Annotated in this window: 21 protein-coding genes and 1 pseudogene; 10 read left to right on the forward strand and 12 right to left on the reverse strand. The window is 47.5% G+C overall.

The window, feature by feature from the left end:
* Positions 1-14 precede the first annotated feature (14 nt).
* Positions 15-557: an acyltransferase gene (locus tag ACVC9U_RS15415; RefSeq protein ID WP_441391253.1), complete on the forward strand. Its 543-nt coding sequence runs from the start codon at positions 15-17 to the stop codon at positions 555-557.
* Positions 554-1,645 (forward strand): DegT/DnrJ/EryC1/StrS family aminotransferase, encoded by a 1,092-nt coding sequence (locus tag ACVC9U_RS15420; RefSeq protein WP_075755075.1) that lies wholly within the window; start codon positions 554-556, stop codon positions 1,643-1,645. The genes ACVC9U_RS15415 and ACVC9U_RS15420 overlap by 4 nt, the downstream gene beginning before the upstream one ends.
* Positions 1,646-1,831: 186 nt before the next feature.
* Here ACVC9U_RS15420 and ACVC9U_RS15425 read toward each other — a convergent pair whose 3' ends face one another.
* The 7 genes from ACVC9U_RS15425 to ACVC9U_RS15455 form a co-directional block, all read right to left on the reverse strand.
* Entirely contained in the window at positions 1,832-4,090 is a 2,259-nt protein-coding gene (locus ACVC9U_RS15425; protein WP_441391254.1) for an NTTRR-F1 domain, read from the reverse strand.
* 486 nt (positions 4,091-4,576) lie between these two features.
* Complete coding sequence (locus ACVC9U_RS15430) at positions 4,577-5,269, reverse strand: N-acetyltransferase (protein WP_025810396.1); 693 nt, start codon at positions 5,267-5,269, stop codon at positions 4,577-4,579.
* A gap of 106 nt (positions 5,270-5,375) precedes the next feature.
* Positions 5,376-6,092: a trehalose operon repressor gene (treR, locus tag ACVC9U_RS15435; RefSeq protein WP_075755071.1), complete on the reverse strand. Its 717-nt coding sequence runs from the start codon at positions 6,090-6,092 to the stop codon at positions 5,376-5,378.
* Between the two features lie 21 nt (positions 6,093-6,113).
* Positions 6,114-7,802, reverse strand: a complete 1,689-nt coding sequence (gene treC, locus ACVC9U_RS15440; protein WP_441391255.1) for an alpha,alpha-phosphotrehalase — start codon at positions 7,800-7,802, stop codon at positions 6,114-6,116.
* Positions 7,803-7,875: 73 nt separating this feature from the next.
* The gene (treP, locus tag ACVC9U_RS15445) at positions 7,876-9,288 is read right to left on the reverse strand and encodes a PTS system trehalose-specific EIIBC component (protein WP_003179744.1); all 1,413 of its coding nucleotides are present in this window, start codon (positions 9,286-9,288) and stop codon (positions 7,876-7,878) included.
* Between the two features lie 188 nt (positions 9,289-9,476).
* Positions 9,477-10,889, reverse strand: coding sequence for an alanine/glycine:cation symporter family protein (locus ACVC9U_RS15450; protein ID WP_441391256.1), 1,413 nt, complete (start codon positions 10,887-10,889; stop codon positions 9,477-9,479).
* Positions 10,890-10,959: 70 nt separating this feature from the next.
* Positions 10,960-11,337: a DnaJ family domain-containing protein gene (locus ACVC9U_RS15455; protein ID WP_075755065.1), complete on the reverse strand. Its 378-nt coding sequence runs from the start codon at positions 11,335-11,337 to the stop codon at positions 10,960-10,962.
* A gap of 262 nt (positions 11,338-11,599) precedes the next feature.
* Here ACVC9U_RS15455 and ltaS point away from each other — a divergent pair, with 262 nt between their 5' ends.
* The 4 genes from ltaS (at position 11,600) to ACVC9U_RS15475 (ending at position 14,939) form a co-directional block, all read left to right on the forward strand.
* A complete protein-coding gene (gene ltaS / locus ACVC9U_RS15460) occupies positions 11,600-13,561 on the forward strand; it encodes a lipoteichoic acid synthase (protein ID WP_145650765.1) in 1,962 nt (653 codons plus the stop codon).
* A 124-nt stretch (positions 13,562-13,685) separates the two neighbouring features.
* Complete coding sequence (map, locus tag ACVC9U_RS15465) at positions 13,686-14,438, forward strand: type I methionyl aminopeptidase (protein ID WP_441391257.1); 753 nt, start codon at positions 13,686-13,688, stop codon at positions 14,436-14,438.
* 83 nt (positions 14,439-14,521) lie between these two features.
* Positions 14,522-14,677: a hypothetical protein gene (locus tag ACVC9U_RS15470; protein ID WP_441391258.1), complete on the forward strand. Its 156-nt coding sequence runs from the start codon at positions 14,522-14,524 to the stop codon at positions 14,675-14,677.
* Positions 14,678-14,807: 130 nt separating this feature from the next.
* Positions 14,808-14,939, forward strand: a complete 132-nt coding sequence (locus tag ACVC9U_RS15475; RefSeq protein WP_003179731.1) for a DUF2639 domain-containing protein — start codon at positions 14,808-14,810, stop codon at positions 14,937-14,939.
* A 40-nt stretch (positions 14,940-14,979) separates the two neighbouring features.
* On the opposite strand, the gene ACVC9U_RS15480 is transcribed toward ACVC9U_RS15475, so the two are convergent.
* Entirely contained in the window at positions 14,980-15,630 is a 651-nt protein-coding gene (locus ACVC9U_RS15480) for an MOSC domain-containing protein (protein WP_441391259.1), read from the reverse strand.
* 111 nt (positions 15,631-15,741) lie between these two features.
* Here ACVC9U_RS15480 and ACVC9U_RS15485 point away from each other — a divergent pair.
* From ACVC9U_RS15485 to ACVC9U_RS15495, 3 genes and pseudogenes are all read left to right on the forward strand, one after another.
* Positions 15,742-16,014: pseudogene (locus ACVC9U_RS15485) on the forward strand (acylphosphatase).
* Between the two features lie 107 nt (positions 16,015-16,121).
* Complete coding sequence (locus ACVC9U_RS15490; protein ID WP_009329070.1) at positions 16,122-16,406, forward strand: autorepressor SdpR family transcription factor; 285 nt, start codon at positions 16,122-16,124, stop codon at positions 16,404-16,406.
* Positions 16,403-17,041 (forward strand): SdpI family protein, encoded by a 639-nt coding sequence (locus ACVC9U_RS15495; RefSeq protein ID WP_075755055.1) that lies wholly within the window; start codon positions 16,403-16,405, stop codon positions 17,039-17,041. The genes ACVC9U_RS15490 and ACVC9U_RS15495 overlap by 4 nt, the downstream gene beginning before the upstream one ends.
* A gap of 40 nt (positions 17,042-17,081) precedes the next feature.
* On the opposite strand, the gene ACVC9U_RS15500 is transcribed toward ACVC9U_RS15495, so the two are convergent.
* The 4 genes from ACVC9U_RS15500 to ACVC9U_RS15515 form a co-directional block, all read right to left on the reverse strand.
* Complete coding sequence (locus tag ACVC9U_RS15500; RefSeq protein ID WP_441391260.1) at positions 17,082-18,113, reverse strand: glycosyl hydrolase family 18 protein; 1,032 nt, start codon at positions 18,111-18,113, stop codon at positions 17,082-17,084.
* 15 nt (positions 18,114-18,128) lie between these two features.
* Positions 18,129-19,226, reverse strand: coding sequence for a nitric oxide synthase oxygenase (locus ACVC9U_RS15505; RefSeq protein WP_075755051.1), 1,098 nt, complete (start codon positions 19,224-19,226; stop codon positions 18,129-18,131).
* A gap of 388 nt (positions 19,227-19,614) precedes the next feature.
* Complete coding sequence (locus ACVC9U_RS15510) at positions 19,615-21,258, reverse strand: M14 family metallopeptidase (RefSeq protein WP_441391261.1); 1,644 nt, start codon at positions 21,256-21,258, stop codon at positions 19,615-19,617.
* Between the two features lie 208 nt (positions 21,259-21,466).
* Entirely contained in the window at positions 21,467-22,261 is a 795-nt protein-coding gene (locus ACVC9U_RS15515; protein ID WP_441391262.1) for an MBL fold metallo-hydrolase, read from the reverse strand.
* Positions 22,262-22,364: 103 nt separating this feature from the next.
* On the opposite strand from ACVC9U_RS15515, the gene ACVC9U_RS15520 reads away from it, so the two are divergent.
* Positions 22,365-23,147, forward strand: coding sequence for an MBL fold metallo-hydrolase (locus ACVC9U_RS15520; protein ID WP_441391263.1), 783 nt, complete (start codon positions 22,365-22,367; stop codon positions 23,145-23,147).
* The last annotated feature ends 44 nt before the right edge of the window (positions 23,148-23,191 follow it).

The following is a 23,191-nucleotide window of genomic DNA, read 5'->3' on the forward strand; positions in this document are numbered from 1 at the left end:
AGGAGGCGCTTTTGTTGAAACAATGGAAAAGCGAAGGAAAAGGTGAATTCACCCTTTCCCAGCTCGGAGGATGCGGCGAAAATGTCGTTATTGAAGACGGGGTCCGCATTTTTCATCCGGAAAACATCTATATCGGAGATAACGTTTATATCGGCCATGACACGATTTTAAAAGGCTATTATAAGCATGACCTGATCATCGGCGCAAACAGCTGGATCGGACAGCAATGTTTCATACACGGTGCCGGAGGAGTTACAATCGGAGAATTTGCCGGAATTGGTCCGAATGTCCGGATACACGCCGCCTACCATACCGATCCTGATAAACCCGATAGTACCATTTTGTTTTCGCCGCTTACATTCGCTCCTATTCATATTGAAGAAAACTGCAACATCGGGATCGGTGCGTCTATCTTAGCAGGCGTTACGATAGGCGCCCACTCCAAAATCGGAGCAAATGCCGTCGTCAATCGTCATATTCCTCCGTACAGCATAGCGGTAGGCGTGCCGGCAAAGGTGATTAAAAACCGAAGGATGAAAGAGGAGGAGCTCTCATGATCAGATTGATCGAGCCGTATATTACGTTTGAAGAAGTGCAAGCAGAATTAAAAGAAATATTTTCCTCCGGCATTCTGACAAAAGGCCCTTTCGTCAAAACATTTGCAGACCATATTAGTCAGTATATCAATGCAAAGCATGCTTTTTTAACAACATCGGCTACAACTGCTTTATCGATGTGCCTTAAAAGCCTCAACGTGCAACCCGGAGATGAAGTAATCGTCTCAGACTTTTCGTTTCCCGCCACTGTCAATGTAATAGAAGATTTAGGTGCCAAGCCTGTTTTTGCCGATGTCGATCTTGAAACATTTAACATGCTTCCAGAAGAGCTGGAAAGTCAAATCACGTCCCGCACAAAAGCCGTTCTTTTTGTAGATGCTCTGGGAAACCCGACAGGCATCACCAACATCAAACACATTTGTGAAGCGTACGGCTTACCGCTTGTGGATGATGCCGCGTGTGCGATCGGCAGCAGTGAATACGGCTGTAAATCCGGAAAAATTGCCGATCTCACCTGTTTCAGCTTTCACCCCAGAAAGCTGCTTACGACAGGCGAAGGCGGGGCAATTACAACCGACCGGGAAGAGTTGAAAGAATGGCTTTCCGTCAAATTAAATCATGGCGCCGCCATCGCTGACGGCCAAATGGATTTTATGGATTTCGGCTATAACTATAGATTATCTGATATCCAAGCCGCTCTTGGAATTAAACAGCTCCAAAAACTAGATGACATCATTCATCGCAGAAACCTTCAGCAGAAAGCATATAGTGAACGGCTTGAACCCCTCGGATTTCAAAGTCAAAAAATCGGTCCTGACGTTGTACACAACATACAATCCGCCGTTTTCAAAGTTCCAAAAAACATCGTTCGCGACGAATTGATTCAATATTTGAGCGACTGCCATATAGAGTCGACTTTCGGCACCTATTGCTTAAGCGGCACTACCTATTACCGCCGCAAATACAGGCAGATTAAACCCAATTCCATTTTTCTTGAACAAAATACGATCACCCTCCCCTGTCATGACCAAGTCAATGTGGATCAAGTAGTCTCAGCCATTCAATCATTTAGCCAACGTAAAGGTTAATCAATCAAAAACATCCCTTTCACAAAATAGTGACAGGGATGTTTTTTTATTCTTAGAAATAAGCAAGAATAAAAATAGAAAAAAGGCAGTAAACCATAGGTTTACTGCCCCCTGAATCATTCGCATAGCATTGCAGCGAAGTTCCGGAAAAACAAACGGAAAATATTTGTTAATAGCCGTTAAATATTAAGCGCCTGTTGGGCCGGTCGGACCTGTCGCTCCCGTTGGACCTGTCGCGCCTGTTGGGCCGGTCGGGCCGGTTGCTCCTGTTGCTCCCGTCGGACCTGTTGCTCCTGTTGGGCCGGTCGGACCTGTTGCTCCCGTTGCGCCTGTCGCTCCCGTCGGTCCGGTTGCGCCTGTTGCGCCTGTTGGGCCTGTTGCTCCCGTTGCGCCTGTTGCTCCTGTCGCTCCCGTCGGACCTGTCGCTCCTGTCGGGCCGGTTGCTCCTGTTGCTCCCGTTGGACCTGTCACTCCGGTTGCGCCGGTTGCTCCTGTCGCTCCCGTTGCGCCGGTTGCTCCGGTTGCGCCGGTTGCTCCTGTTGCTCCCGTCGGACCTGTTGCTCCTGTTGGGCCGGTCGGACCTGTTGCTCCCGTTGCGCCCGTTGGACCTGTCGCTCCTGTTGCTCCTGTTGCTCCCGTTGGACCTGTCACTCCGGTTGCACCGGTTGCTCCTATCGCTCCTGTTGCGCCGGTTACTCCTGTTGCTCCTGTCGCTCCCGTCGGACCTGTTGGGCCGGTTGCGCCTGTCGCTCCTGTTGGACCTGTTGGGCCAGTTGCGCCTGTCGCTCCCGTCGGACCTGTTGCTCCCGTTGCGCCTGTCGCTCCCGTTGCTCCTGTTGCTCCTGTCGCTCCAGTCGGACCTGTCGCTCCTGTTGCTCCTGTCGCTCCTGTTGGACCTGTTGGGCCAGTTGCTCCCGTTGCTCCAGTCGGACCTGTCGCTCCTGTTGCTCCTGTCGCTCCTGTCGGGCCGGTCGCTCCCGTCGGACCTGTTGCTCCTGTCGCTCCTGTTGGACCTGTTGGGCCAGTTGCGCCTGTTGCTCCGGTCGGGCCGGTTGCTCCTGTCGCTCCCGTCGGACCTGTTGCTCCTGTCGCTCCCGTCGGACCTGTTGCTCCTGTCGGGCCGGTTGCTCCTGTTGCGCCGGTTGCTCCTGTCGGGCCGGTTGCTCCCGTCGGACCTGTCGCTCCGGTTGGGCCGGTTGCTCCCGTTGGACCTGTCGCTCCCGTCGGACCTGTTGCTCCGGTCGGGCCAGTTGCTCCAGTTGCTCCTGTCGCTCCTGTTGGACCTGTTGCTCCCGTCGGACCTGTCGCTCCAGTTGCTCCTGTCGCTCCTGTCGGGCCGGTCGCTCCCGTCGGACCTGTTGCTCCGGTCGGGCCGGTTGCTCCCGTCGGACCTGTCGCTCCGGTTGGGCCGGTTGCTCCCGTTGGACCTGTCGCTCCCGTCGGACCTGTCGCTCCAGTTGCTCCGGTCGCTCCTGTTGGACCGGTTGCTCCCGTCGGGCCGGTTGCTCCTGTCGCTCCGGTTGCTCCAGTCGGACCTGTTGCTCCTGTCGCTCCGGTTGCTCCCGTCGGACCTGTTGCTCCGGTTGGGCCGGTTGCTCCCGTCGGGCCGGTTGCTCCTGTCGCTCCCGTTGCTCCGGTTGCGCCTGTTGGACCGGTTGGGCCGGTTGCTCCCGTCGGACCTGTTGCTCCGGTCGGGCCGGTTGCTCCTGTTGGACCTGTTGGGCCGGTTGCTCCCGTCGGGCCGGTTGCTCCCGTCGGACCTGTCGCTCCAGTTGCTCCTGTCGCTCCAGTTGCTCCTGTCGCTCCCGTCGGGCCTGTCGCTCCAGTTGGGCCGGTTGCTCCAGTTGGGCCGGTTGCGCCTGTTGGACCTGTCGGGCCGGTTGGACCTGTTGGGCCGGTTGGACCTGTTGGGCCGGTTGGACCTGTTGGACCTGTTGGACCTGTTGGGCCGGTTGGACCTGTTCCTCCGCCTTCTACATCTAATAGTGCTACATCATCTACAATGACATTCGCTGTACCTGCCTGCGGCAAAGTATTAATCAAAATGAAAGCCATAGTAGATCCAGCTGGAGCTGGGGTCGTCGTTTGATAGACTTCAAGCCATGTATTATTTTCAACAATTGGTAGTCTGTTGAACGGGATATTTAAAAAGAGACCTTGGCCTAGAAAATTAAATGAACTATCAAAATAAGACACTTGAATTTGCACCTGAGGCGATGGAGCAGGAAAACCTTCTTTAGCTAGAGAAACTAAAAATTCCAAACCTTCTCCTGCATCTACTGGAACAAATTGTGCAATAAAAGAAGTAACAGCCCCGCCCAGTAATCTTGCCGACCAAAAACCTGAATGCGAAAATTGAGTTGTGACGGTTGCATTTTGGCCTACCCAGGGTGGAAGTGCCCCGTTTTCAAAACTGCCGTTTACAACCAAATTTTGGATCGACATCTAGGATTTTACCTCCCTTTCATTAGATTAGCTTCAATTCCCTTTTCGAGAATGAAGCTAACATATACTATGTCTCCTTGCTAAGCTCGGTCACGTTATTTTCCATATGATTAAAACACATTTATAGCAGCTAAATCCGAGAGAAGCAAAATATATTAATTTTAACAACAACGTCCTTTTACTTAATATGAAACTTCAAAAGGGGAAAGCTCCATTTAGCTTTCCCCTTCCCTTAAAGGGAACCGAATAGATTTAAATCTCTATTGAATGCTGCTGCGGAGCTGTATCAACAATTTTACTAGCCAATGGAAATCTTTGTGTACCATCCGCTGCGAGACTTCTATTGAATATTCTGATTTGAAATAAAGTTCCGTTTCTATAAACTCTTTCCCTTCACCCCCTCTTGCCGGAACAAATTGAGCAATATATGAAGTGGCTGTTCCGCCATCAGTCACATTATTTAACACGGCTAAGATTGAAAAAACGTCATTTCAGCAACCGGCCTGGATTGCCCACAGCCGTTTTGCCTGCGGGAACATCTTTTGTGATGACGGCGCCTGCTCCGATGACCGCATGCTCCCCGATGACGACCGCCGGCAGCAATGTTGCGTTGTTCCCGATTTTCGCTCCTCTTTTAATAGTTGGACCTTGATACGGGTAGTTTCCCATTCCCATATATTTATCATTTGATGTGGAACAGCAAGGACCGATAAACACTTCATCTTCGATCGTCATATCAGCGGTAATATAACAGCCCGTTTGAATCGTTACTCTCTTTCCAATTTTAGTATTGTTTTCAACCATCGCATTGCGTCCTATAATGCTTTCTCTTCCGATCGCAACATTTTCGCGAATGCTCGCCATGTCTCCCACGAAAACGCCTTTTTCCAACAGCACGTCCCGGTATATAACAGCACTCGCACCGACTACGGCATCATCTTCTATCCGCAAAGGCGCTCCCGCCTGCTTCGGCTGGCGGGCCATTTTTTTATTTGAAGAAGCCGCTTTGCCAAGGACGGCCAAATCGCCAATTTTCACCCCGCTGCCGATCTGAGTATCCTTTTTAATAATGGCATGATGACCGATTGTTACGTTGTCCCCGATGACCACGTTTTCTTCAATGACAGCGTGCTCTCCCAATACCACGTTCTTTCCGATCTTTACGGTTTCATGAATCATTGCTTACATCCTCCATTTCTCATTTACACCTGCTGTAGCATATTCAATGCCGACGTGATGAGAAACGGCTTCATAAAAAAACACGGCCGCCGTCAGGCGCACCGTGCTACTTTTCTCTTCTTGCAAAATCGACAAACCGGAACTTATCCAGGCGGTGTCTGCTTTCCGTATATTGAAACAAGGTTGTATCATCAAGGAAAACAAAATTCTTCACAACCACAATGTGTTCGTATCCGTTCAAATCCAAATATTCTTGATCCTCAGCCGTACATGACTCGACAACAATTTCCTTATGGGCATAGCTGATGACGAGCCCGCATTCATCTTCAAGGTATTGGTAGATCGAGTCCTCGCATATTTCTTTCGTCAAGAGCGGCACATGCTTGCGGATAAAATAGTCTTTATCCAGGATGATGCGCTCTCCGTTAATATTCCGCGATCTGACGACACGCCATACCTCTTCATCTCCGGAAGTGCGAAGCTGCTTTTGAATATATGCATCCGGATGCGTCAAGCCGAACTCGTGGACCGTCGTGCTTGTCTCTTTGCCAAGCGTTTCTGAAAGTTCCTTAAAGCTGACCAAACCGGAAACCGGGAACTGCATTTTCTCCCTGTGCAGCACGACTGACCCCTTTCCTTTGATCTTTTGAATATATCCGTTCTGGGCAAGCACATTCAGCGCTTTCCGAACGGTTTCCCTCGAGGTGTCGTGCTGTTCGGCAAGATCGTTTTCAGACGGCAGGATATCTCCGGCATTCAGTATGCTTTGATCGATTTGTTCTGCAATTTGTTTGTAAATCATCATATACTTGTTGATCTTCATTTTTTTACCACCACGCTTAGTTTAGCATGGTTTGGCGAGATGATAAACAATCGATTGATACGGTTTCACTTTAAAGCGTGTAAATGACTCGGGAATATCGGTGTCATTGGAAATGAGAACCTTGGCATCATAGCCTTCAATATCAATATCATCAGGGAGCTGGAACTCGGTCTCTTTCCCGTAAAAATTATTGATCACCAGCAGTTTTTCATCCGCTCCGTTTCTCAAATACGCGTAAAGCGCTTGATCGTCTTCCAGTATGAGCTGATAATCGCCGGTTGTGATGATATCGAATTCCTTGCGGAGCTCATTCAGCTTTTTATAATGGTAGAAAATCGAGGCAGGATCGCTGAGCGCTTTTTCTGCGTTGATTTCTTTGTAGTTGTCAGGCACCGGAATCCACGGTGTCCCCGTCGTAAACCCGGCATTTTCTTCCCCGTTCCACTGCACCGGCGTACGCGAATTATCGCGGGACTTTGATTTCAGGATTTCAATGATTTCGGCTTCCGGCTTTCCTGCTTCTTTCAGCAGACGGTACATATTGAGAGATTCGACATCCCGATAAAGAGAAATGTCATCGAATTTCGGGTTGGTCATTCCGAGCTCTTCTCCCTGGTAAATGTATGGCGTCCCCTGAAGCATATGAATCGCGGTTGCCAGCATTTTCGCAGACTTTTTGCGGTATTTTCCGTCGTCTCCGTAGCGTGAGACGATCCGCGGCTGGTCGTGGTTGCACCAGAACAATGCGTTCCACCCGCCTCCTTTATGCATTTCAGTCTGCCATTCAGAAAGAATCTTCTTCAGCTTTAGAAAATCAAAATCCGCAAGCGCCCATTTTTCCCCGTTTGGATAGTCGGCCTTTAAATGGTGAAAGTTAAACACCATATCGAGCTCCCGGCTTTCAGGGTTTGTATACCTGATGCAATCTGCGATTGTGGTCGATGACATTTCCCCGACCGTCATGCTGTCGTATTTTGAAAAGACCTCCCTGTTCATTTCATTCAAAAACTCATGAACCCTCGGCCCGTCCGTATAAAATCTGCGCCCGTCCCCATGATCATCATCAGGGAAACGCTGGTCTTTTGAAATCACATTGATGACATCAAGTCTGAAGCCGTCGATTCCTTTTTCAAACCAGAAATGCATCATCTCGTACACTTTTTTTCTGACTTCATCGTTCTCCCAATTCAAATCCGCCTGTGTGACATCATAGAGATGGAGATAATACTGTCCGGTCTCTTCATGAAACTCCCACGCCGAGCCGCCGAACTTCGAATCCCAGTTTGTCGGCGGAGTACCGTCCGGCTTCATGTCCTTCCAAATATAAAAGTCGCGGTACGGATTTTCTTTTCCGGACGCTGCTTCTTTAAACCATTTGTGCTCTGTTGATGTATGGTTGACAACAAGATCCATGATCACCTTTATGCCGCGCTTGTGGGCCTCTTCTAGAAGCTCTTCAAAATCGGCCATTGTTCCATATTCTTCATGAATGTTGTAATAGTCGCTGATGTCATAGCCGTTGTCGTTTTGCGGCGATTGATAAATCGGCGTCAGCCAAATGACATCACAGGCGAGCTCCTTGATGTAGTCAAGCTTTTCGATGATGCCGCGAATGTCGCCGACACCGTTCCCTGTTGTATCTTTAAAGCTTTTCGGATAAATCTGATAGACAACTGCTTTTTTCCACCATGGATTTTCTTTCGTTTCCACTTTTCAACACCACCGTTTTCTTCTTTATGAAATGGGAAAAGGGCTGACAAATATGCGCGCCCCTCTCCCTCTCTTATTTCATTTTTAATTTTGCATAGAGATATGTTCCGGCGAACGGCGCGATCAGCACGATCGCCATCCCGATTGCAAACGCTCCCCAGTATTGGCTCATGATAGAGAAAATGCCGGGTACACCGCCGACGCCGACTGAGCTTGCCAAAACACCTTGCGAAGAAATGAACATTCCGGCAATCCCCGAGCTGATCATCGCGATCACAAACGGAAATCTGTATCTGAGATTCACCCCGAACAGCGCCGGTTCGGTAATTCCGAGATAAGCTGAAATGCCGGATGTCAGAGACAGGCCTTTCTGCTTCTCATCTTTGACAATAAACATCATCGCAAGCGCGGCTGAACCTTGTGCGATATTGGACAGCGCCAGCATCGGCCATAAAAATGTTCCGCCGAGCTTTGAGCCGATCAGCTGAAGGTCAACGGCAAGGAATGTATGATGCATTCCGGTAATGACGAGAGCGGCGTAAAGTCCGCCATATAACAGTCCGCCCAGTACGGCGAATTGTTCAAAGACAGCAATAAGGCCTGATGTTAAGACATTTCCGATGGCAAACGTAATCGGTCCAATGACAATAAATGAAGCAAAACCTGTGACGAGCAGCGTAATCGGTGCCACGACAAGGAGCTGAATGCTCTCAGGCGTCCGCTTTGTCAAAAAGCGCTCAATTTTTGCCAGCAAATAAGATGCAAGCAAAATGGGAAGCACCTGCCCCTGATAGCCGACCTTCTGCACTTCCAGGCCGAATAAATTCCAGACAGGAATCTCTCCGCTTTGCTCGGCAGCCCCGTATCCCCAAGCGTTTAACAAATCAGGATGCACAAGCATGACGCCCAGCACGATGCCGAGCAGCGGATTTCCGCCAAACCGCTTGACGGCCGACCAGCCGATTAATGCCGGGAGAAATGCGAAAGCCGTTCCCGCAATCAAGTTAATCATATTGGCGAGATCCGCCCATTGCGGATAGACTTCAACGATCGATTTTCCGCTGAAGAAAATGTCTTGAGCCGTCAGGATATTGTTGATTCCCATCAGCAGTCCGGCGGTGACAATCGCCGGCAATATTGGAATAAAAATATCTGCAAGCGTTTTCACAGCACGCTGTAAAGGATTCATATTTTTCTCTGAGGCTTTCTTGACGTCATCTTTTGACGATTCGCCGATTCCTGTGGCCTTCACCAGCTCCGCGTATACATTGTTGACCGTTCCTTGGCCGATCACCACTTGAAATTGGCCGTTAGTTGAAAAAGATCCTTTGACAACATCTATTTGCTCCAGCACCTCTTGATTGACTTTGCTTTCATCGAGCAATGCAAATCGCAGCCGCGTCACACAATGGGTTACCGCTGCAATGTTGTCCGCACCGCCGACAGCATCGACAATCCTTCGCGCTGATTGATTTAAATCAGTCATTCCAATCCCTCCTTCTCCTCTTATAACCTGTATATACATGTTATACCTATATTGTATTCCTGTATATACAAGTAGTCAACATATTTTTATAGCGCTTTCAAAAATAAAAAAAGCCCGGCCGTTCCCTTCATAAAACGAAGGACAGCAAGGCTTCCTCCGATTTATGCGCCGGGAACAACCGGCTGTGATCATAAATTGTTCACTTTTTCATCACGTTCATAAGCGTCGTCCTGCTGACCGATGTCTTTCAAATAATACTTTTCTGATGTAAAAAACTCATCATATAAAGACCTTACTTTTCTGCTCAAAAGCAGCACCGCCAAAATATTCGGAAGAAGAATGAAAACGAGCGCAAGATCAAGGAATCCCCATATCGCCTTTGCTCCTCCGGCAGCCCCGATGATGACGGCGGCCAGATAGACGAATTTAATCATATGCCCCGCGAGCCGTCCGAACAGAAATTCAGCTTGTTTTACCCCGTAAAAAATGACCACTGTGATCGTTGATAAAACAAAGAAAACGAGCGCGACGGAGACGAAGTATCCGCCCACAGAGCCGAAATAGCTGCGGAATGCGGCTGCCGCCAGTGCCCCTGGATTGCTCGCCGCATTTTCACCGGTCCAGACGCCTGATGCGAGCACGACGAAGGCTGTGGTCGTGCATATCAGCAGCGTATCGACCACGATGCCGATCACCGCCCAGAATCCCTGTCTCACAGGGTGGTCGGTCATCGCCGCCGCGTGGGCGATCGGGGCCGTCCCCATCCCGGCTTCGTTGGAATAAAGGCCCCGGGCAAACCCCCAGCGAACGGTTTCGGCAACTGCCGCACCTGCAAAGCCGCCGAATGCCGAAGAAGATGTAAACGCATTCGAAAAGATGAGAGAGAAAAATGCGGGTACAGAAGAAAGGTTCATGACGACAATCAGGAAACCGGCCCCGATGTACGCCCCTGCCATAAGCGGAACCGCAAGCTCTGTCACTTTTCCAATCCGTTTAATCCCTCCGAGCACCACTAAACCGATCAAAATAGCAATCCCGATTCCGGTGTATAAACGATTGAACGAGAACGTCTCAACTAATGATGCGGAAACCGAATTTCCCTGCACCATGATGCTCGGAACAAGCTCGATCATCAGTGCCACCGAAAAAAAGACGCCGAGCCATTTCATAGAGAGCCCTTTTGTAATGTAATACATCGGCCCCCCAACATATTCGCCTTCTTCGTTTTTTTCTCTGTAGTGGACGGCGAGGACGCTTTCCGAAAACTTGATCGCCATGGCAAACAGCGCGACCAGCCACATCCAAAACACGGCTCCCGGACCGCCGAACATGATCGCCGCAGGCACACCGACGATATTGGCGGCGCCGACTGTTGAGCTGAGAGCCGATGTCAAAGCCTGCAGCGGTGTAACCGTCCCTTCTCCTTTCGGCTTTTTGCCGACGCTTCCGATCGTCTGCTTAAAGATATAGAGAGGATAGCGAAATTGAAAAAATTTCAGCAGGATCGTTAAATAGACTCCTGTCCCTGTCAGCAGTATGATGAGCGGAGGCCCCCAGAGCCAATCTGATATGTATTCAACCCATTTCAACAATCGTTCCATCCTATCACCCTTTTATTCGTTTATGGGTCAATACCACTACAGGACAGAAATAAACCTGCTTCAGCGCTTTTTATTTCCCACTGAGCCTTCGGTACACTTTTTCTTTATAAAACGCTGAGGCAGGTTTGGAAAACATGCCTTTTTTGTCGGCGAGCCTGTCGAGCCTGAGCCGCGTTTCTGTTTTTCTCTCAATTAAACGATCGCGCTCGTCTTCGTCCGCGCACTTTGCGATTAAGTCGTCAATTGTCATCAGCTCTTTCTTCAAAGCCCCTTCATCCTCCGTCATTCCGGCGTTTTTCATCACCCGGTAAGCCATGCGGAGATGCTCTGGAACATGGGCGGCATCATCTTTTTTCAAAGGTTTCCCCATTCCCGGAAGCCCTTCGAATTCGCCGTCCATAATGGCCCGCTTAATCTTGTCTTCAGAAACGATGCTCGAAAAATCCATGGTCTATATCCTCCCCTTTCGTTCATATACTAACAACAGTCTGCCATAAAGATGCGTTCCCGCCAATGCAAGACAAGCGTAAAATATTCCCAAATATTTTTTAGAAAACTGTAAAACCCTGATTTACCGGGGGTTTTGCGCTTCTTTTCACAAAGTTGGTTTCCGCTTTTCTAAATCGGTATTTCATGGTATATTTTATACATTCGTTTTTTTCTTTCGTTCCGATGGTTTTTTACTGATCCGGAAAAAAGGAGTGTAACAATTGAAAAGATTTATTAAGGAAAGAGGTCTTGCCTTCTTCCTGATAGCCGCCATATTGCTATGGCTGAAAACTTATGCTGCGTATGTAATTGAATTTAATTTAGGAATAACCAACACAGTACAACAGATTTTGCTTTTTGTGAATCCGATTAGCTCAAGCTTGTTCTTTCTTGGATTGGGACTCTTGTTCAAGAAAAAAATACAGCAGACAGCGATTATAGTGATTCATTTTTTAATGTCTTTTTTGCTATATGCAAACGTCGTATACTACAGATTTTTCAGCGACTTTATCACGCTGCCTACGATCATGCAGGCAAAAACAAACGGGGGGCAGCTCGGGGACAGCATCTTCTCGCTCATGCACCCGCTTGATGTTCTGTATTTCATCGACACCTTTATTTTAATCGGGCTGGCTGTTTTCTATAACAGACCTTCTGAAACAACAACGAAGCGCCCGTTTAAAATTGTGATGGGAACAAGCATCCTTGTCTTCCTCGTCAACCTGGCCGTTGCCGAGATTGATCGTCCAGAGCTTCTGACCCGTTCTTTTGACCGCAACTACCTTGTGAAATATTTGGGAACCTACAACTTCACAATCTATGATGCGGTGCAGAATATCAAGTCAAACAGCCAGCGCGCACTGGCAAGCTCCAGCGACGTGACGGAAGTAGAGAACTATATTAAAGCCAATCATGATAAGCCGAATGCCGAATACTTCGGAAAAGCGAAAGGCATGAACGTGGTTTACATTTCACTGGAATCACTTCAGACGTTCGCGATCGACTATAAGATCGACGGCAAGGAAGTCACGCCGTTCTTAAATTCACTGGCGCACGACAATGAAACGTTTTATTTTGATAACTTTTTCCACCAAACAGGACAAGGTAAAACATCCGACGCGGAATTTATGATGGACAACTCGCTGTATCCTTTATCACAAGGGTCTGTGTTCATTAATAAAGCGCAAAACACGCTGCAGTCGGCTCCGGCCATTTTGAAGTCTCAAGGCTATACATCAGCGGCCTTCCACGGCAACTACAAAACGTTCTGGAACCGCAATGAAATGTATAAAGCCATCGGTTATGACAAATTCTTTGACGCTACGTATTACGATATGAGCGAAGATAAAACGAAAAACTACGGGTTGAAAGATAAACCGTTCTTTGAAGAATCAATGCCGCTGTTGAAGAGCCTGAAACAGCCGTTCTATACGAAGTTTATCACCCTTTCGAACCATTTTCCGTTCGAAATGGATGAAGGCGATACAGACTTCCCTGCCGGCGATACCGGCGACAGCGTCGTTGACCATTATTTCCAGTCGGCCAACTACATGGATCAGGCCATTGAACAATTTTTCAACGATCTGAAAAAATCCGGACTGTATGATAATACGATTGTCGTCATGTACGGAGACCACTACGGTATTTCGGAAAATCACAACAAAGCGATGGCCAAAGTATTGGGCAAAGACATCACACCATATGAAAATGCCCAATTGCAAAGGGTTCCGCTGTTCATCCACGCGCCTGGGGTCAAGGGAATCAAATCCAATAAATACGGCGGCGAAGTCGATGTAGCCCCTACCCTGCTTCATTTGATGGGCGTGAATACGAAAGATTACCTGATGAGCGGTTCAGACCTTCTGTCACCGGAACACCGTGAAGTTATTCCGTTCCGCAACGGCGATTTCGTTTCTCCGGAATATACGAAAACGAACGGAAACTACTACGACACGAAAACAGGAGAGCTTCTGAACGAAAAAGACATCGATCCGAACATCGATGAGTCCGTGAAAAAAGAACTCGAAATGTCGGATAAAATCGTCGACGGAGATTTGCTGCGCTTCTATAAACCGAAAGGCTTTAAAGCGATCAACCCGAGCGACTACGACTACACCAACCACAATCCGAAAACATCAGAATCTGATGCGGCGCAAACAACGAAATCAGATTCCGGACAATAAACAGACAGCACCCGCTTCTAAATAAGCGGGTGCTTTTTTTGTCTTGAAGCCGCTCTGTTCCTTTTTCGCAAACAAATATGGTAAGCTTGAAATGGAATATAAAAAAAGAAAGCGGGAATGAATTGTGATTGTAACGAATGACCAAGAGCTGGAAGGGCTCAAGAAAATCGGCAGAATCGTCGCTTTAGCCAGGGAGGAAATGAAGGCAAAAGCAGCACCCGGCATGAGCACAAAAGAGCTGGACCTCATCGGTAAAGAAGTGCTTGAAGCTCATGGCGCCGCATCAGCTCCGGAAAAAGAGTACGATTTCCCGGGAACGACGTGCATCAGTGTGAACGACGAAGTCGCCCACGGCATCCCAAGCGAATCCAGAATTTTAAAAGAAGGGGATTTGATCAACATCGACATCTCCGCTGAAATTGGCGGGTACTATTCTGATACGGGCATTTCTTTTGTCCTCGGGAAAGGCGATGAAACGCTGCACAAGCTTTGCCAAAGTGCAGAAAGCGCTTTTCAAAAAGGGCTTTTGCAGGCGCGCGCCGGCAAGAAACAAAACCAAATCGGCAGAGCCGTATACAATGAAGCAAAAGCAAACGGGTTCACCGTCATTAAAAACCTGACGGGCCACGGGATTGGAAAGAACCTCCATGAAGCACCCAACCATATCTTAAATTACTATGACCCGTTTGATAATGCGCTCTTTAAAAATGGAACGGTCATTGCCCTTGAACCGTTTGTTTCCACAAGAGCCGAGCATACCATCGAAGCCGGAGACGGATGGACATTCAAAACGCCTGACGGCAGCTTTGTGGCGCAAATCGAGCATACGATCGTCATTACGAAAAACGAACCGATCATTTTAACACAGCTTGACTGATTACGTAAAAAAGCCCGGCTCATAGAAGTCCGGGCTTTTATGCTAAAATAAAAGACAAACTGTGCCGAAAGGAGCTTTACCGCATGCTGTTTGCCATCATCGGGCTGATCTTTTTCATCGAGAGCATCCTGTTAATCGTATATGCTCATAAAAAAAAGAACGGCTTCTTAAAATATATCGGAGTCGTCCTCAGCATCTCGATCATTGTGATGATCGTCACCAGTTTGACACACGGCTGAAGTCTGCCTCAAACTTCCAAACCACGACGAAAGACTCAGTTTTTAAAAATTGCCGCCTATCCCTTTTCAGCGTTTTTCTATAGATGTTAGAATGCCAATTGCATCGAATTATAGAAGGGAGTTTTCTGCCATGCATTACGGAAGCAAAGGCTGGTATGTAGAAGAACTGAAAAAGCTGGGAATGACAAAGTATGAAGGAAGAAAGCTTCAAAGCTATAAAAAACACTTTTTGGCCAACCTGCTTGAAAGCGTCAAAAAATAAACATGTTAAAGCCGTGCTCCTTTTCGGACACGGCTTGTTTTTATGTGCTCAGCTCCTTTAAAAATGAGTTTCTCCAGCTTTCCGACAGCGCTTCAACCTCAAGGATCTTCCGAATGGCGGGATGATTGCCCCTGTCATGGTACATCAAATGATTGGCGTGCGAAACTGTGGCTTCATGAGCATCTCTTGAAACGAGCTGCAGCCCGGAATCGGGCGCAACGATTCCTTCTTCGAGAACCCTGAAATAAAATCCGCTGAACCCGGTGTCCCTCACCTTTAACACCATATCTTTTTGATTCAGCCGTTTGGCAAGCTTGAAACAAGGCTGGCGCGGCTGGCTGACTTGAACAAGAGCCTCCCCCAACTTGAAGATATCACCGATGCACACATCTTTTTCGGTGAGCCCTTTAACCGTCACGTTTTCTCCAAATGCTGCCTCCGGCAGCTTCCGCTTCAAGACGCTTTCCCAATACATGTAGTGATCCGCCGGATAGACGCAAACCGCTTTATCCTCTCCTCCGTGGTGAATCAGATCCGCCTGCCCGTCCCCTTCAAAATTCGTACGGCTCAAATATACGGGTCCGCCGACAGGCTCCTTCACGATTGCCGTTTCCACCTGTTTTCCGTCGAATTCGAATGTACACGGACGGCCTACATGAATAGATAAAATTTCATACTCCTGATGCTCCAAAATCTCACGTCCTTCCTTTATTTTCATATTTTAACGATTTATCCGAAGCATGTCTATCCCATGATCTCAAAATGAGAAATATGGTAGCATAAAAGAAAAGGAGTGTTCTCGATGCTTCAATACAGAATCATTGTAGACGGACGCGTTCAGGGCGTGGGATTTCGCTATTTTGTTCAAATGGAAGCAGATAAGCACAAATTGACCGGCTGAGTCCGGAACCGCGACAACGGCACAGTTGAAATCCGCGCCGAAGGACCCGAGGAAAGCCTGAAGAAATTTTTAAAAGCGATTCAAAAAGGAAGTCCCTTCTCAAAAGTAACGGACGTGAATGTCGAAGAAACAAAAGAAATTGACGGATTCCACAACTTTAATATCAGCTATTGAAAAATCCGCCATCTACGGCGGATTTTTCAAACGGATCTTGACTAAATTCCTCTTTTATTTTAGTATTTAGTTAAATAGCTAATTACTTAATTCCAAGGATGCTGAATATGAATCAAACCTTTAAAGCTCTAGCCGACCCGACGAGAAGAAAAATTTTAAATCTGCTGAAGGATCGGGATATGACTGCCGGTGAAATATCTGACCAATTTCAAATGTCTAAACCAAGTATATCTCAGCATTTAAAAATTTTAAAACAGGCTGAATTAATTCAAGATGAAAAAAAAGGCCAATACATCATTTACTCGCTGAACACCACAATGTTTCAAGAAATCATCGGCTGGGCCTTCAGTTTTACTGAACAAGCCGGCAAAGATAAAGGGGATGCCAAATGAGAAAACACATCTTTTCACTCGCATTAATTGCCGTCAATCTAATCATGTGGGCAATCGCTTATCCGCATATTTCAACTCAAGTTCCAATCCATTGGTCATTTTCGGGAGAAGTCGACAGGTATGCTTCAAAAATGGAAGCGATGCTTGCCATGATTGGGCTGCTCGTTTTTATGTATATCCTAATGTTCTTAACGCCAAAAATCGATCCGCGCAGAAAAAACTATCAGCTTTTTTCAAAGACTTATTACCTTCTCATCAATGCCATGCTGATTCTGTTTTCCCTGATCAACGTGCTTGTCATCATGACAGGGCTCGGGTATGATCTGCCCGCGGGCAGCATTGTACCGGTTCTAGTAGGCGCTCTACTCATTGTCATAGGCAATTACCTCCCGAGAGTCCGCTCAAACTTTTTTTTCGGGATCAAAAACCCTTGGACATTGAGCAGCGATTCAATCTGGAAAAAAACCCACAGATTTGCGGCGAAAGTATTTACTTTAGCAGGACTGCTGATCATTGCGGACGGATTGTTATCTATCAGCCCAGAAATCATGCTTCCGGTTATTTTGGCAACGGTTTTCGCGCCCTATATTTATTCTTATGTCCTGTACCGGAAAGAAATCAATATGAAAAGCTGACATGAGAACAAATGAAAAAGAAGGCTCCGAATTGGAGCCTTTATTTTATTCCCTTCCGAACCGCCTGCCAAAAAGAGGCCGATTCATGTCCCATCGAGTAGACGGAAACTCCTGCGATTTTATATCGCATGGCAAGGCGGCTTTTCGCCGCAATCGTTTTTTCATCTTCATACCAAACGACATGGCGGTGCTTGTGTTGATCTGTATAAGAAAATCTCATCGACCCCGATCTTTTATCATATACAGGCTTAGCTTTCACTTTTTTCTTAAGCGCCTTTATGTCGTTCCACTGCTTCAATTTGCTGTTCTTTCGGGATGTTAAATCCCAATCATTCCCGTATGAGGGAATGCCCATAATGACTTTTTCGGCTTTGATCGTTTTCACCGCATATGCTAATGAGCTTTTGATCCAGTTCATTCCGGCAACAGAGCCCGGCTCGCTCCAGATCCCGTGTTCATCGTAGGTCATGACTTGTACATAGTCAGCTGACTTTCCGATTTCAGCATAATCATACGGCCAGCTCCATCCATCTTTTCGGTCATCTGCGCTCTTCGCCGGTACCGAAACCATCGTTTTGATCTTGTGTTTTTTCAAAGCTGCTGCGACATGACGGATGAAGCTTGAGTATTTAGCCCTCTCGTTCGGCTTCACAGCTTCAAAATCAATATTGATTCCGGTAAGCGACTGCTTCTTCGCAAGCGTAATAAGCTGTTCTGTAAAGTGCTGCCGCGCCGTTTTGCCGGACATGACCGTTGATGCCAGATTCCCGTCAAAATCGTGAATAGATTCATTGTAATTTGAAATGACCGCCCACGTCTTGAGGCGTTTCTTCTTTGCAAACGATAATTGCTTTTTCGGAGTGTCTCCGATGATATCTCCTTTTTTATTAAACGCGTACGTGTCGAGAGCTGCGGCATTGATATAGTGATGGTATGCCGTCAGCGATTGATAGGATGCCGCTTCCCCTGTTGTATAGCCGAGTACGATTTTGGCCGCTTTTGCTTCTGCTGTATATGTAAGCATCGTTAAACATACAGCGAATACGCTGCATAGCAAGTAGATTTTTCTCATTGTCTATTTATCCTCTCAATCGTTCAAATAAGGCTTTTCCTGATAAAAGTAATTCGGTTTAAGCGTTTTATTTTCATAATAGCTGTGAAAGATATGGGTCGCTGCCGGAGATAACGGCGGAATCAGCCATGTCCAGCTTGCTGAAAGCTCCCTTCCCGCTTCAGCTTCCTGCTCCTCGAACCGCTTGAATTGGCTTGCCGCGGTATGGTGGTCAACAATGCTGACGCCGGCTTTTTTATAGGAGTGAAGCACCGCCGTATTTAATTCAACAAGCGCCTTGTCTTTCCACAGCGAAGTATTCCGCTCCGTATCAAGCCCCATAATGGCTGCCACTTTTTCGAGCACATTATAGCGGTCTGTATCCGCGAGGTTGCGCGCTCCGATTTCCGTTCCCATATACCAGCCGTTAAACGGGGCGGCATTATAATGAATCCCTCCGACTTCCAGCTTCATATCGGCTATAATCGGCACAGCGTACCACTTCAGCCCCAAACTTTTGAAGCCTTCAATCTCCGGATGTTCAATCCGAACCTCTTTGACGATTTCACGAGGCAAATCATACCACACAGGGGAACGGCCATCTATTTGAAAAACAAGCGGCAAAACGTCAAAAGGCGTACCTTCGCCTTTCCAGCCGAGCGCTTCACACGCTTTTGTCAGTTCCAATGACGCCGGATCGCCGATGACACCTTGCTCCGTTTCATACCCCGCATACCTGATCAGCTGATGGTTCCAAATGGACACTTTTTTTTGCCCGCTTTGTTCCGGGGGAAAAATCGTAATGAACGGTCTGATTTTCCCTCCGTTTGTCGCAAGCTCTATATGGTGAAAAAGCGCATCCCGCACCTCTGCCTCGGTTTGAACGCCTCTTTGATCGATGACAGTAAGAGAGTGCCAAAACAGCCGGCCGATGCAGCGGCTGCTGTTTCTCCACGCCATTCTGGCGCCATGTTCGATTTCTTCTAATGTATGTGTATAGCTTCCGGTTTCTCTGATTTCTTCGTCTATTTTATGTAAGCGCATCCTTGTTTCTTCTTCGGACTTCGACAGTTCCCCGTAGCAGAGCTCGATGAAGGTCTTGGCTTCCCTCCATAATTCTTCATATGATTCCAACCGGATTCTCTCCTTCCAGATTTCAGACTGATATTTATTGTATAGGTTTCGATCTCAGTTTAAAACCATTATGTATGAAAAGACAAAAAACCGCTAAAAAGCATCCGTCAAAGACGGATGCCTAGATTGTTGACAAAATCCTAAAACGGTTTTCAGTTTTAGGATTTTGTCATCCTTTCAGCGTGATTAAAAACCCTTGCAGTCTAGGAAGGACGAGCATCGGAGCGGACTTTCACAGGAGGTGATGACGGCGGCGTTCAGGCAGGACGCCTGGGCGGTTAGCCGCCGACCCTTCTCCTATTTTCGTGAGCACCGACGCGCAGGCCTGACAACGAATGCGAGGGTTTGTCGACACGCTGAGCATCCGTCAAAGACGGATGCCTGATGATTATTCCTTCATGTTAAGCGTTTTGGTGTTCAGCATGAAGCGGTAAACCGGCAGCTCTTTGCCTGTTTGAGAAGGGATGTAACCCGTGCTCACATAACTGTCAACCGATTCCGGCTCAAGCGCAATCGACAGCAGATTGCTTTGCGGTTGAGCTGTAAAATAGACTTTTGTTCCTTTTGGAAACTCTTTTTTCTGTTTTTTAAGCTTCGTTTCCACCTTGATCACAGGCCGGCCCTCGGATTCTCCTGATGTTTCTTTCGATAAAACCTCATACGCTTCAGCGGTGAGCTTTTGTTTGAAAGGCAGTGTCACGCTTTTTAATCCCTGATCCTTCAGCTTCTGTTCGATATCTTGATGGCCCGGAAGAACAAGGTAAGCGGTCGGCCGTGTTCTCGACAGCACAGGAACGGCCTCTGAGGCGCTGTAATATTGGACAGGAACGTCAACTGCTTGTCCAGAGGCAATATCAGCGACTTTCAGCGTGTCTTTAAACGGGCCTGCAAATTCACTGTTGATGACCACTTGGTCTTTATCGCTCACTTTTGCGCTGTTTTGTATCAGCTTTAATTTTTCTTTGGAGACAAGGCGCTTGATCTCGGCCGCATGCTTCACTGTCGTGTCGATGATCGTCTCATGTGTAGCAACCTGAGCCGCGACTCTTCTTGCAAAATTTTCGCGTCCGATGTCTATCCCCCTGCTTTCCACTAGGAAGGAAAGAGCAGGCTGGAGGGCGAATGCATTACGCCCGATTCTCGCTTCAGTACCGCCTTCATAGATTTCGATTTTTCCGTCCTTGCTTTTTCCTGTCGTATAATATGCATCATTAGAGAAACCTTTTTCATCAAGTTTAGCTCTGACGCCGTTCACATAAAGGCTGTCAGACGCGTACCTGATCGATTCGGGAATGTTTAAGTTTTTTCCTGATAAAATTAAAATATCATGGTATTTTAATGACCCTTTTTCGCCTACGCTTTGAAATTCGTTTTGGCCGACACCGTATTCATGGGCATCAATAACGACTTCAGGCGAATATTTATTGAATTCCTGGTGAATGGCGCGGACTTCCGGAGATTCGAGCTTGACATGATCCCTGTTTCCGTCGATTCCGCTCGCCAGCCGTCTGTTAAACTGATACGAGCCGTCAGGATTGACCCGCGGAACGACGATGACATTGATCTTGTCCAACACTTTGTCGCCGTACGGTCCGGCCAGTTTTTCAGCCATCGCCAGGGCCGATTCTCCCGCTGCCGGCTCATTTCCGTGTATCTGTCCCTGCAGCCAGACGGTCGGTTTTTTTGATATGGAACGTATTTGCTTATCCTTTGTGAAATAAAGCACGGGAATATTTCTTTTTTCAATTGAAAAACCGATATTCCCGATTTTGACATTCGGGCTTTTCTTTGTCAGACTGGTTATAAACTTCATCATTTCTTCTTGTGTCGTAAAGGCTTCCCCTTCTTTTACAAAAGCAGGGGTTGAGAATCTTTCTTCAGGCTCCGGATATAATGATGACACTTGCTCTGGCTGAGTATAGTTCTTTCCATAGTAAGGGGTTTCCGCAGCGTGAACCGCATCAGACACCATCAGTCCTGCAAACATTGCCGCAGCTGCCAGCAAAGCTTGGACCCTTTTTTGAATGTTCATCTTTTCTCAGCTCCTTTCAGGCATACCTGCATTATAAATGAAATATCAGCATATTTTGTCTAAAATTTCAGAAAATGATTCCTTTGGTATACAACAATATCCGGAATATAGAACGATGGATGGCCATCATCACATGTAAATGGTTAGTTTTTCCCTATAAAAAAAACATTCAGCCTGGCTGAATGTTTTAAGGGCAGCATATGGCGTTTTACGAATCAGAGGCGGGCAAGCGGTCTGATAGATCAAGGAGCTCTTCCGAAAAATCGCTTCCTTTCATCGGTACACCGTGTCCCGTCAATAATGCAGCCGGTTTTAATTCCGCCAGCTTCCGAACCGAGTCCGCCGCTTTTGTCCAGTCCATTGTGAAATAAGCCGGGGGGCCGTTCAGCTCCTGCTTTTGAATCGCCACTTCAAACAGAGACTCCTGCTCTACAGTTGTAACGGCGTCACCTGCGATCAAGGTTCTGTCCGACTGCCTGAAAAGCGAAACATGACCCGGTGTATGGCCCGGCGTCTCAATCCATTTCCACCCTTTAAGAAACGGAAGCGAACCATCTTTATTAAGCTGCTTTACATGGGATGAAATGTTGATTGAGTGCCTCGGAAACAACGGAGACATCTTTGCAACCAGCCCGCTTTTTACTTGCGGTTTGGCAGGCGGATAATCGGCTTTTCCCGTTAAATAAGGCATTTCTTTCTCATGGGCGTAAACTGGAACCGGCCATGTTTCGAGAAGACCTTCCAAAGCGCCGATATGGTCGAAATGTCCATGCGTCAAAACGATTGCTTTTAGGCGAAAATCACCGAACCGCTCCTTCGCCTCTCTTAAAATAAATGGAGCGGACTTGGGCATTCCGGCATCGATTAAAACGGCTTCCCGCGAATCGGGATCAAAAATAAAATACACATTGACGATTTGCACCGTCAAACCGAATACGCCTTCGGCATACTCTTCCAGGACCCCGCTGTTGATGGACGTCAAAGGCATGTAAGGATCACTCATTATGTTCACCACACTCACTTATTATATATTTTATTACTTTGCACATTTGACTGTAGGATATGCATGGATGAGCACCTTTGAAAAATGAAGGAGGGACAAACCAATGGGAGATGGTCAGTGGTTTACTGTGACAGAGCTTGATGAATGCACATATGCGATCAGCGAATACGGGCATTGGGAAAAAGTAAACTCTTATTTGCTTATAGGGGCGAAGGAAGCCGTTTTAATTGATACAGGGCTTGGTATCGGCAGCATGAAGACGGTAACGGATAGTCTGACCGATCTGCCGGTCAGCGTCATCACAACCCATGTCCATTGGGATCACATCGGAAGCCACGGTGAATATCAGCGCATTTACGTCCATGAAGCTGAGAAAGAATGGCTGATGGACGGAATCAAAGGGCTTCCGATCGAACAAATTCGCCGTGATGTCTCGAGAGATATCACCAAGCCTGTACCGGCCGGCTTTTCCGCTGATACATACACCCCGTTCAGAGGCGAACCGTCGGGAACGCTGCAAGACGGCGATACAGTCGGCTGCGATTCAAGGCCGCTCGTTATTTATCACACGCCCGGTCACTCCCCGGGGCATATCTGTATCTTTGATCCAGCGTCAGGCTACTTGTTTACCGGCGACCTGCTGTATACCGGAGCACCCATCTATGCATTCTATCCGACGACTGATCCGGCTCAACTGGTTCAGTCGCTTGAAAAAGTTTCGGCTATCGAGCGCGTAAAAAAGGTTTTCGGCGGGCATCATCAGCTCGGCCTTGATCCCGACATTTTGCAGGAAGCCGGACATGCGGCCCAGCACTTCAAGAAGCATGGGCTGGCAAAGCACGGCACAGGCTTGCACCGATTTAAGAGCCTGAGCTTTCAATTTTAAATAAAAAAGATGATTGCCCAGCCGGGAATCATCTTTCGCGCTTT

This window comes from Bacillus sp. GM2 (assembly GCF_056155945.1).

Coding starts and splice junctions, on each gene's coding strand:
- ACVC9U_RS15495 (WP_075755055.1), top strand. CDS start 16,403: ATGAGAAAACACATCTTTTCACTCGCATTAATTGCCGTCAATCTAATC.
- ACVC9U_RS15515 (WP_441391262.1), bottom strand. CDS start 22,261: ATGAGTGATCCTTACATGCCTTTGACGTCCATCAACAGCGGGGTCCTG.
- ACVC9U_RS15510 (WP_441391261.1), bottom strand. CDS start 21,258: ATGAACATTCAAAAAAGGGTCCAAGCTTTGCTGGCAGCTGCGGCAATG.
- ACVC9U_RS15475 (WP_003179731.1), top strand. CDS start 14,808: ATGCATTACGGAAGCAAAGGCTGGTATGTAGAAGAACTGAAAAAGCTG.
- treR (WP_075755071.1), bottom strand. CDS start 6,092: ATGAAGATCAACAAGTATATGATGATTTACAAACAAATTGCAGAACAA.
- ACVC9U_RS15500 (WP_441391260.1), bottom strand. CDS start 18,113: ATGAGAAAAATCTACTTGCTATGCAGCGTATTCGCTGTATGTTTAACG.
- ACVC9U_RS15490 (WP_009329070.1), top strand. CDS start 16,122: ATGAATCAAACCTTTAAAGCTCTAGCCGACCCGACGAGAAGAAAAATT.
- ACVC9U_RS15520 (WP_441391263.1), top strand. CDS start 22,365: ATGGGAGATGGTCAGTGGTTTACTGTGACAGAGCTTGATGAATGCACA.
- ACVC9U_RS15455 (WP_075755065.1), bottom strand. CDS start 11,337: ATGGATTTTTCGAGCATCGTTTCTGAAGACAAGATTAAGCGGGCCATT.
- ACVC9U_RS15425 (WP_441391254.1), bottom strand. CDS start 4,090: ATGTCGATCCAAAATTTGGTTGTAAACGGCAGTTTTGAAAACGGGGCA.
- ACVC9U_RS15430 (WP_025810396.1), bottom strand. CDS start 5,269: ATGATTCATGAAACCGTAAAGATCGGAAAGAACGTGGTATTGGGAGAG.
- ACVC9U_RS15450 (WP_441391256.1), bottom strand. CDS start 10,889: ATGGAACGATTGTTGAAATGGGTTGAATACATATCAGATTGGCTCTGG.
- treP (WP_003179744.1), bottom strand. CDS start 9,288: ATGACTGATTTAAATCAATCAGCGCGAAGGATTGTCGATGCTGTCGGC.
- ACVC9U_RS15420 (WP_075755075.1), top strand. CDS start 554: ATGATCAGATTGATCGAGCCGTATATTACGTTTGAAGAAGTGCAAGCA.
- ACVC9U_RS15470 (WP_441391258.1), top strand. CDS start 14,522: ATGCTGTTTGCCATCATCGGGCTGATCTTTTTCATCGAGAGCATCCTG.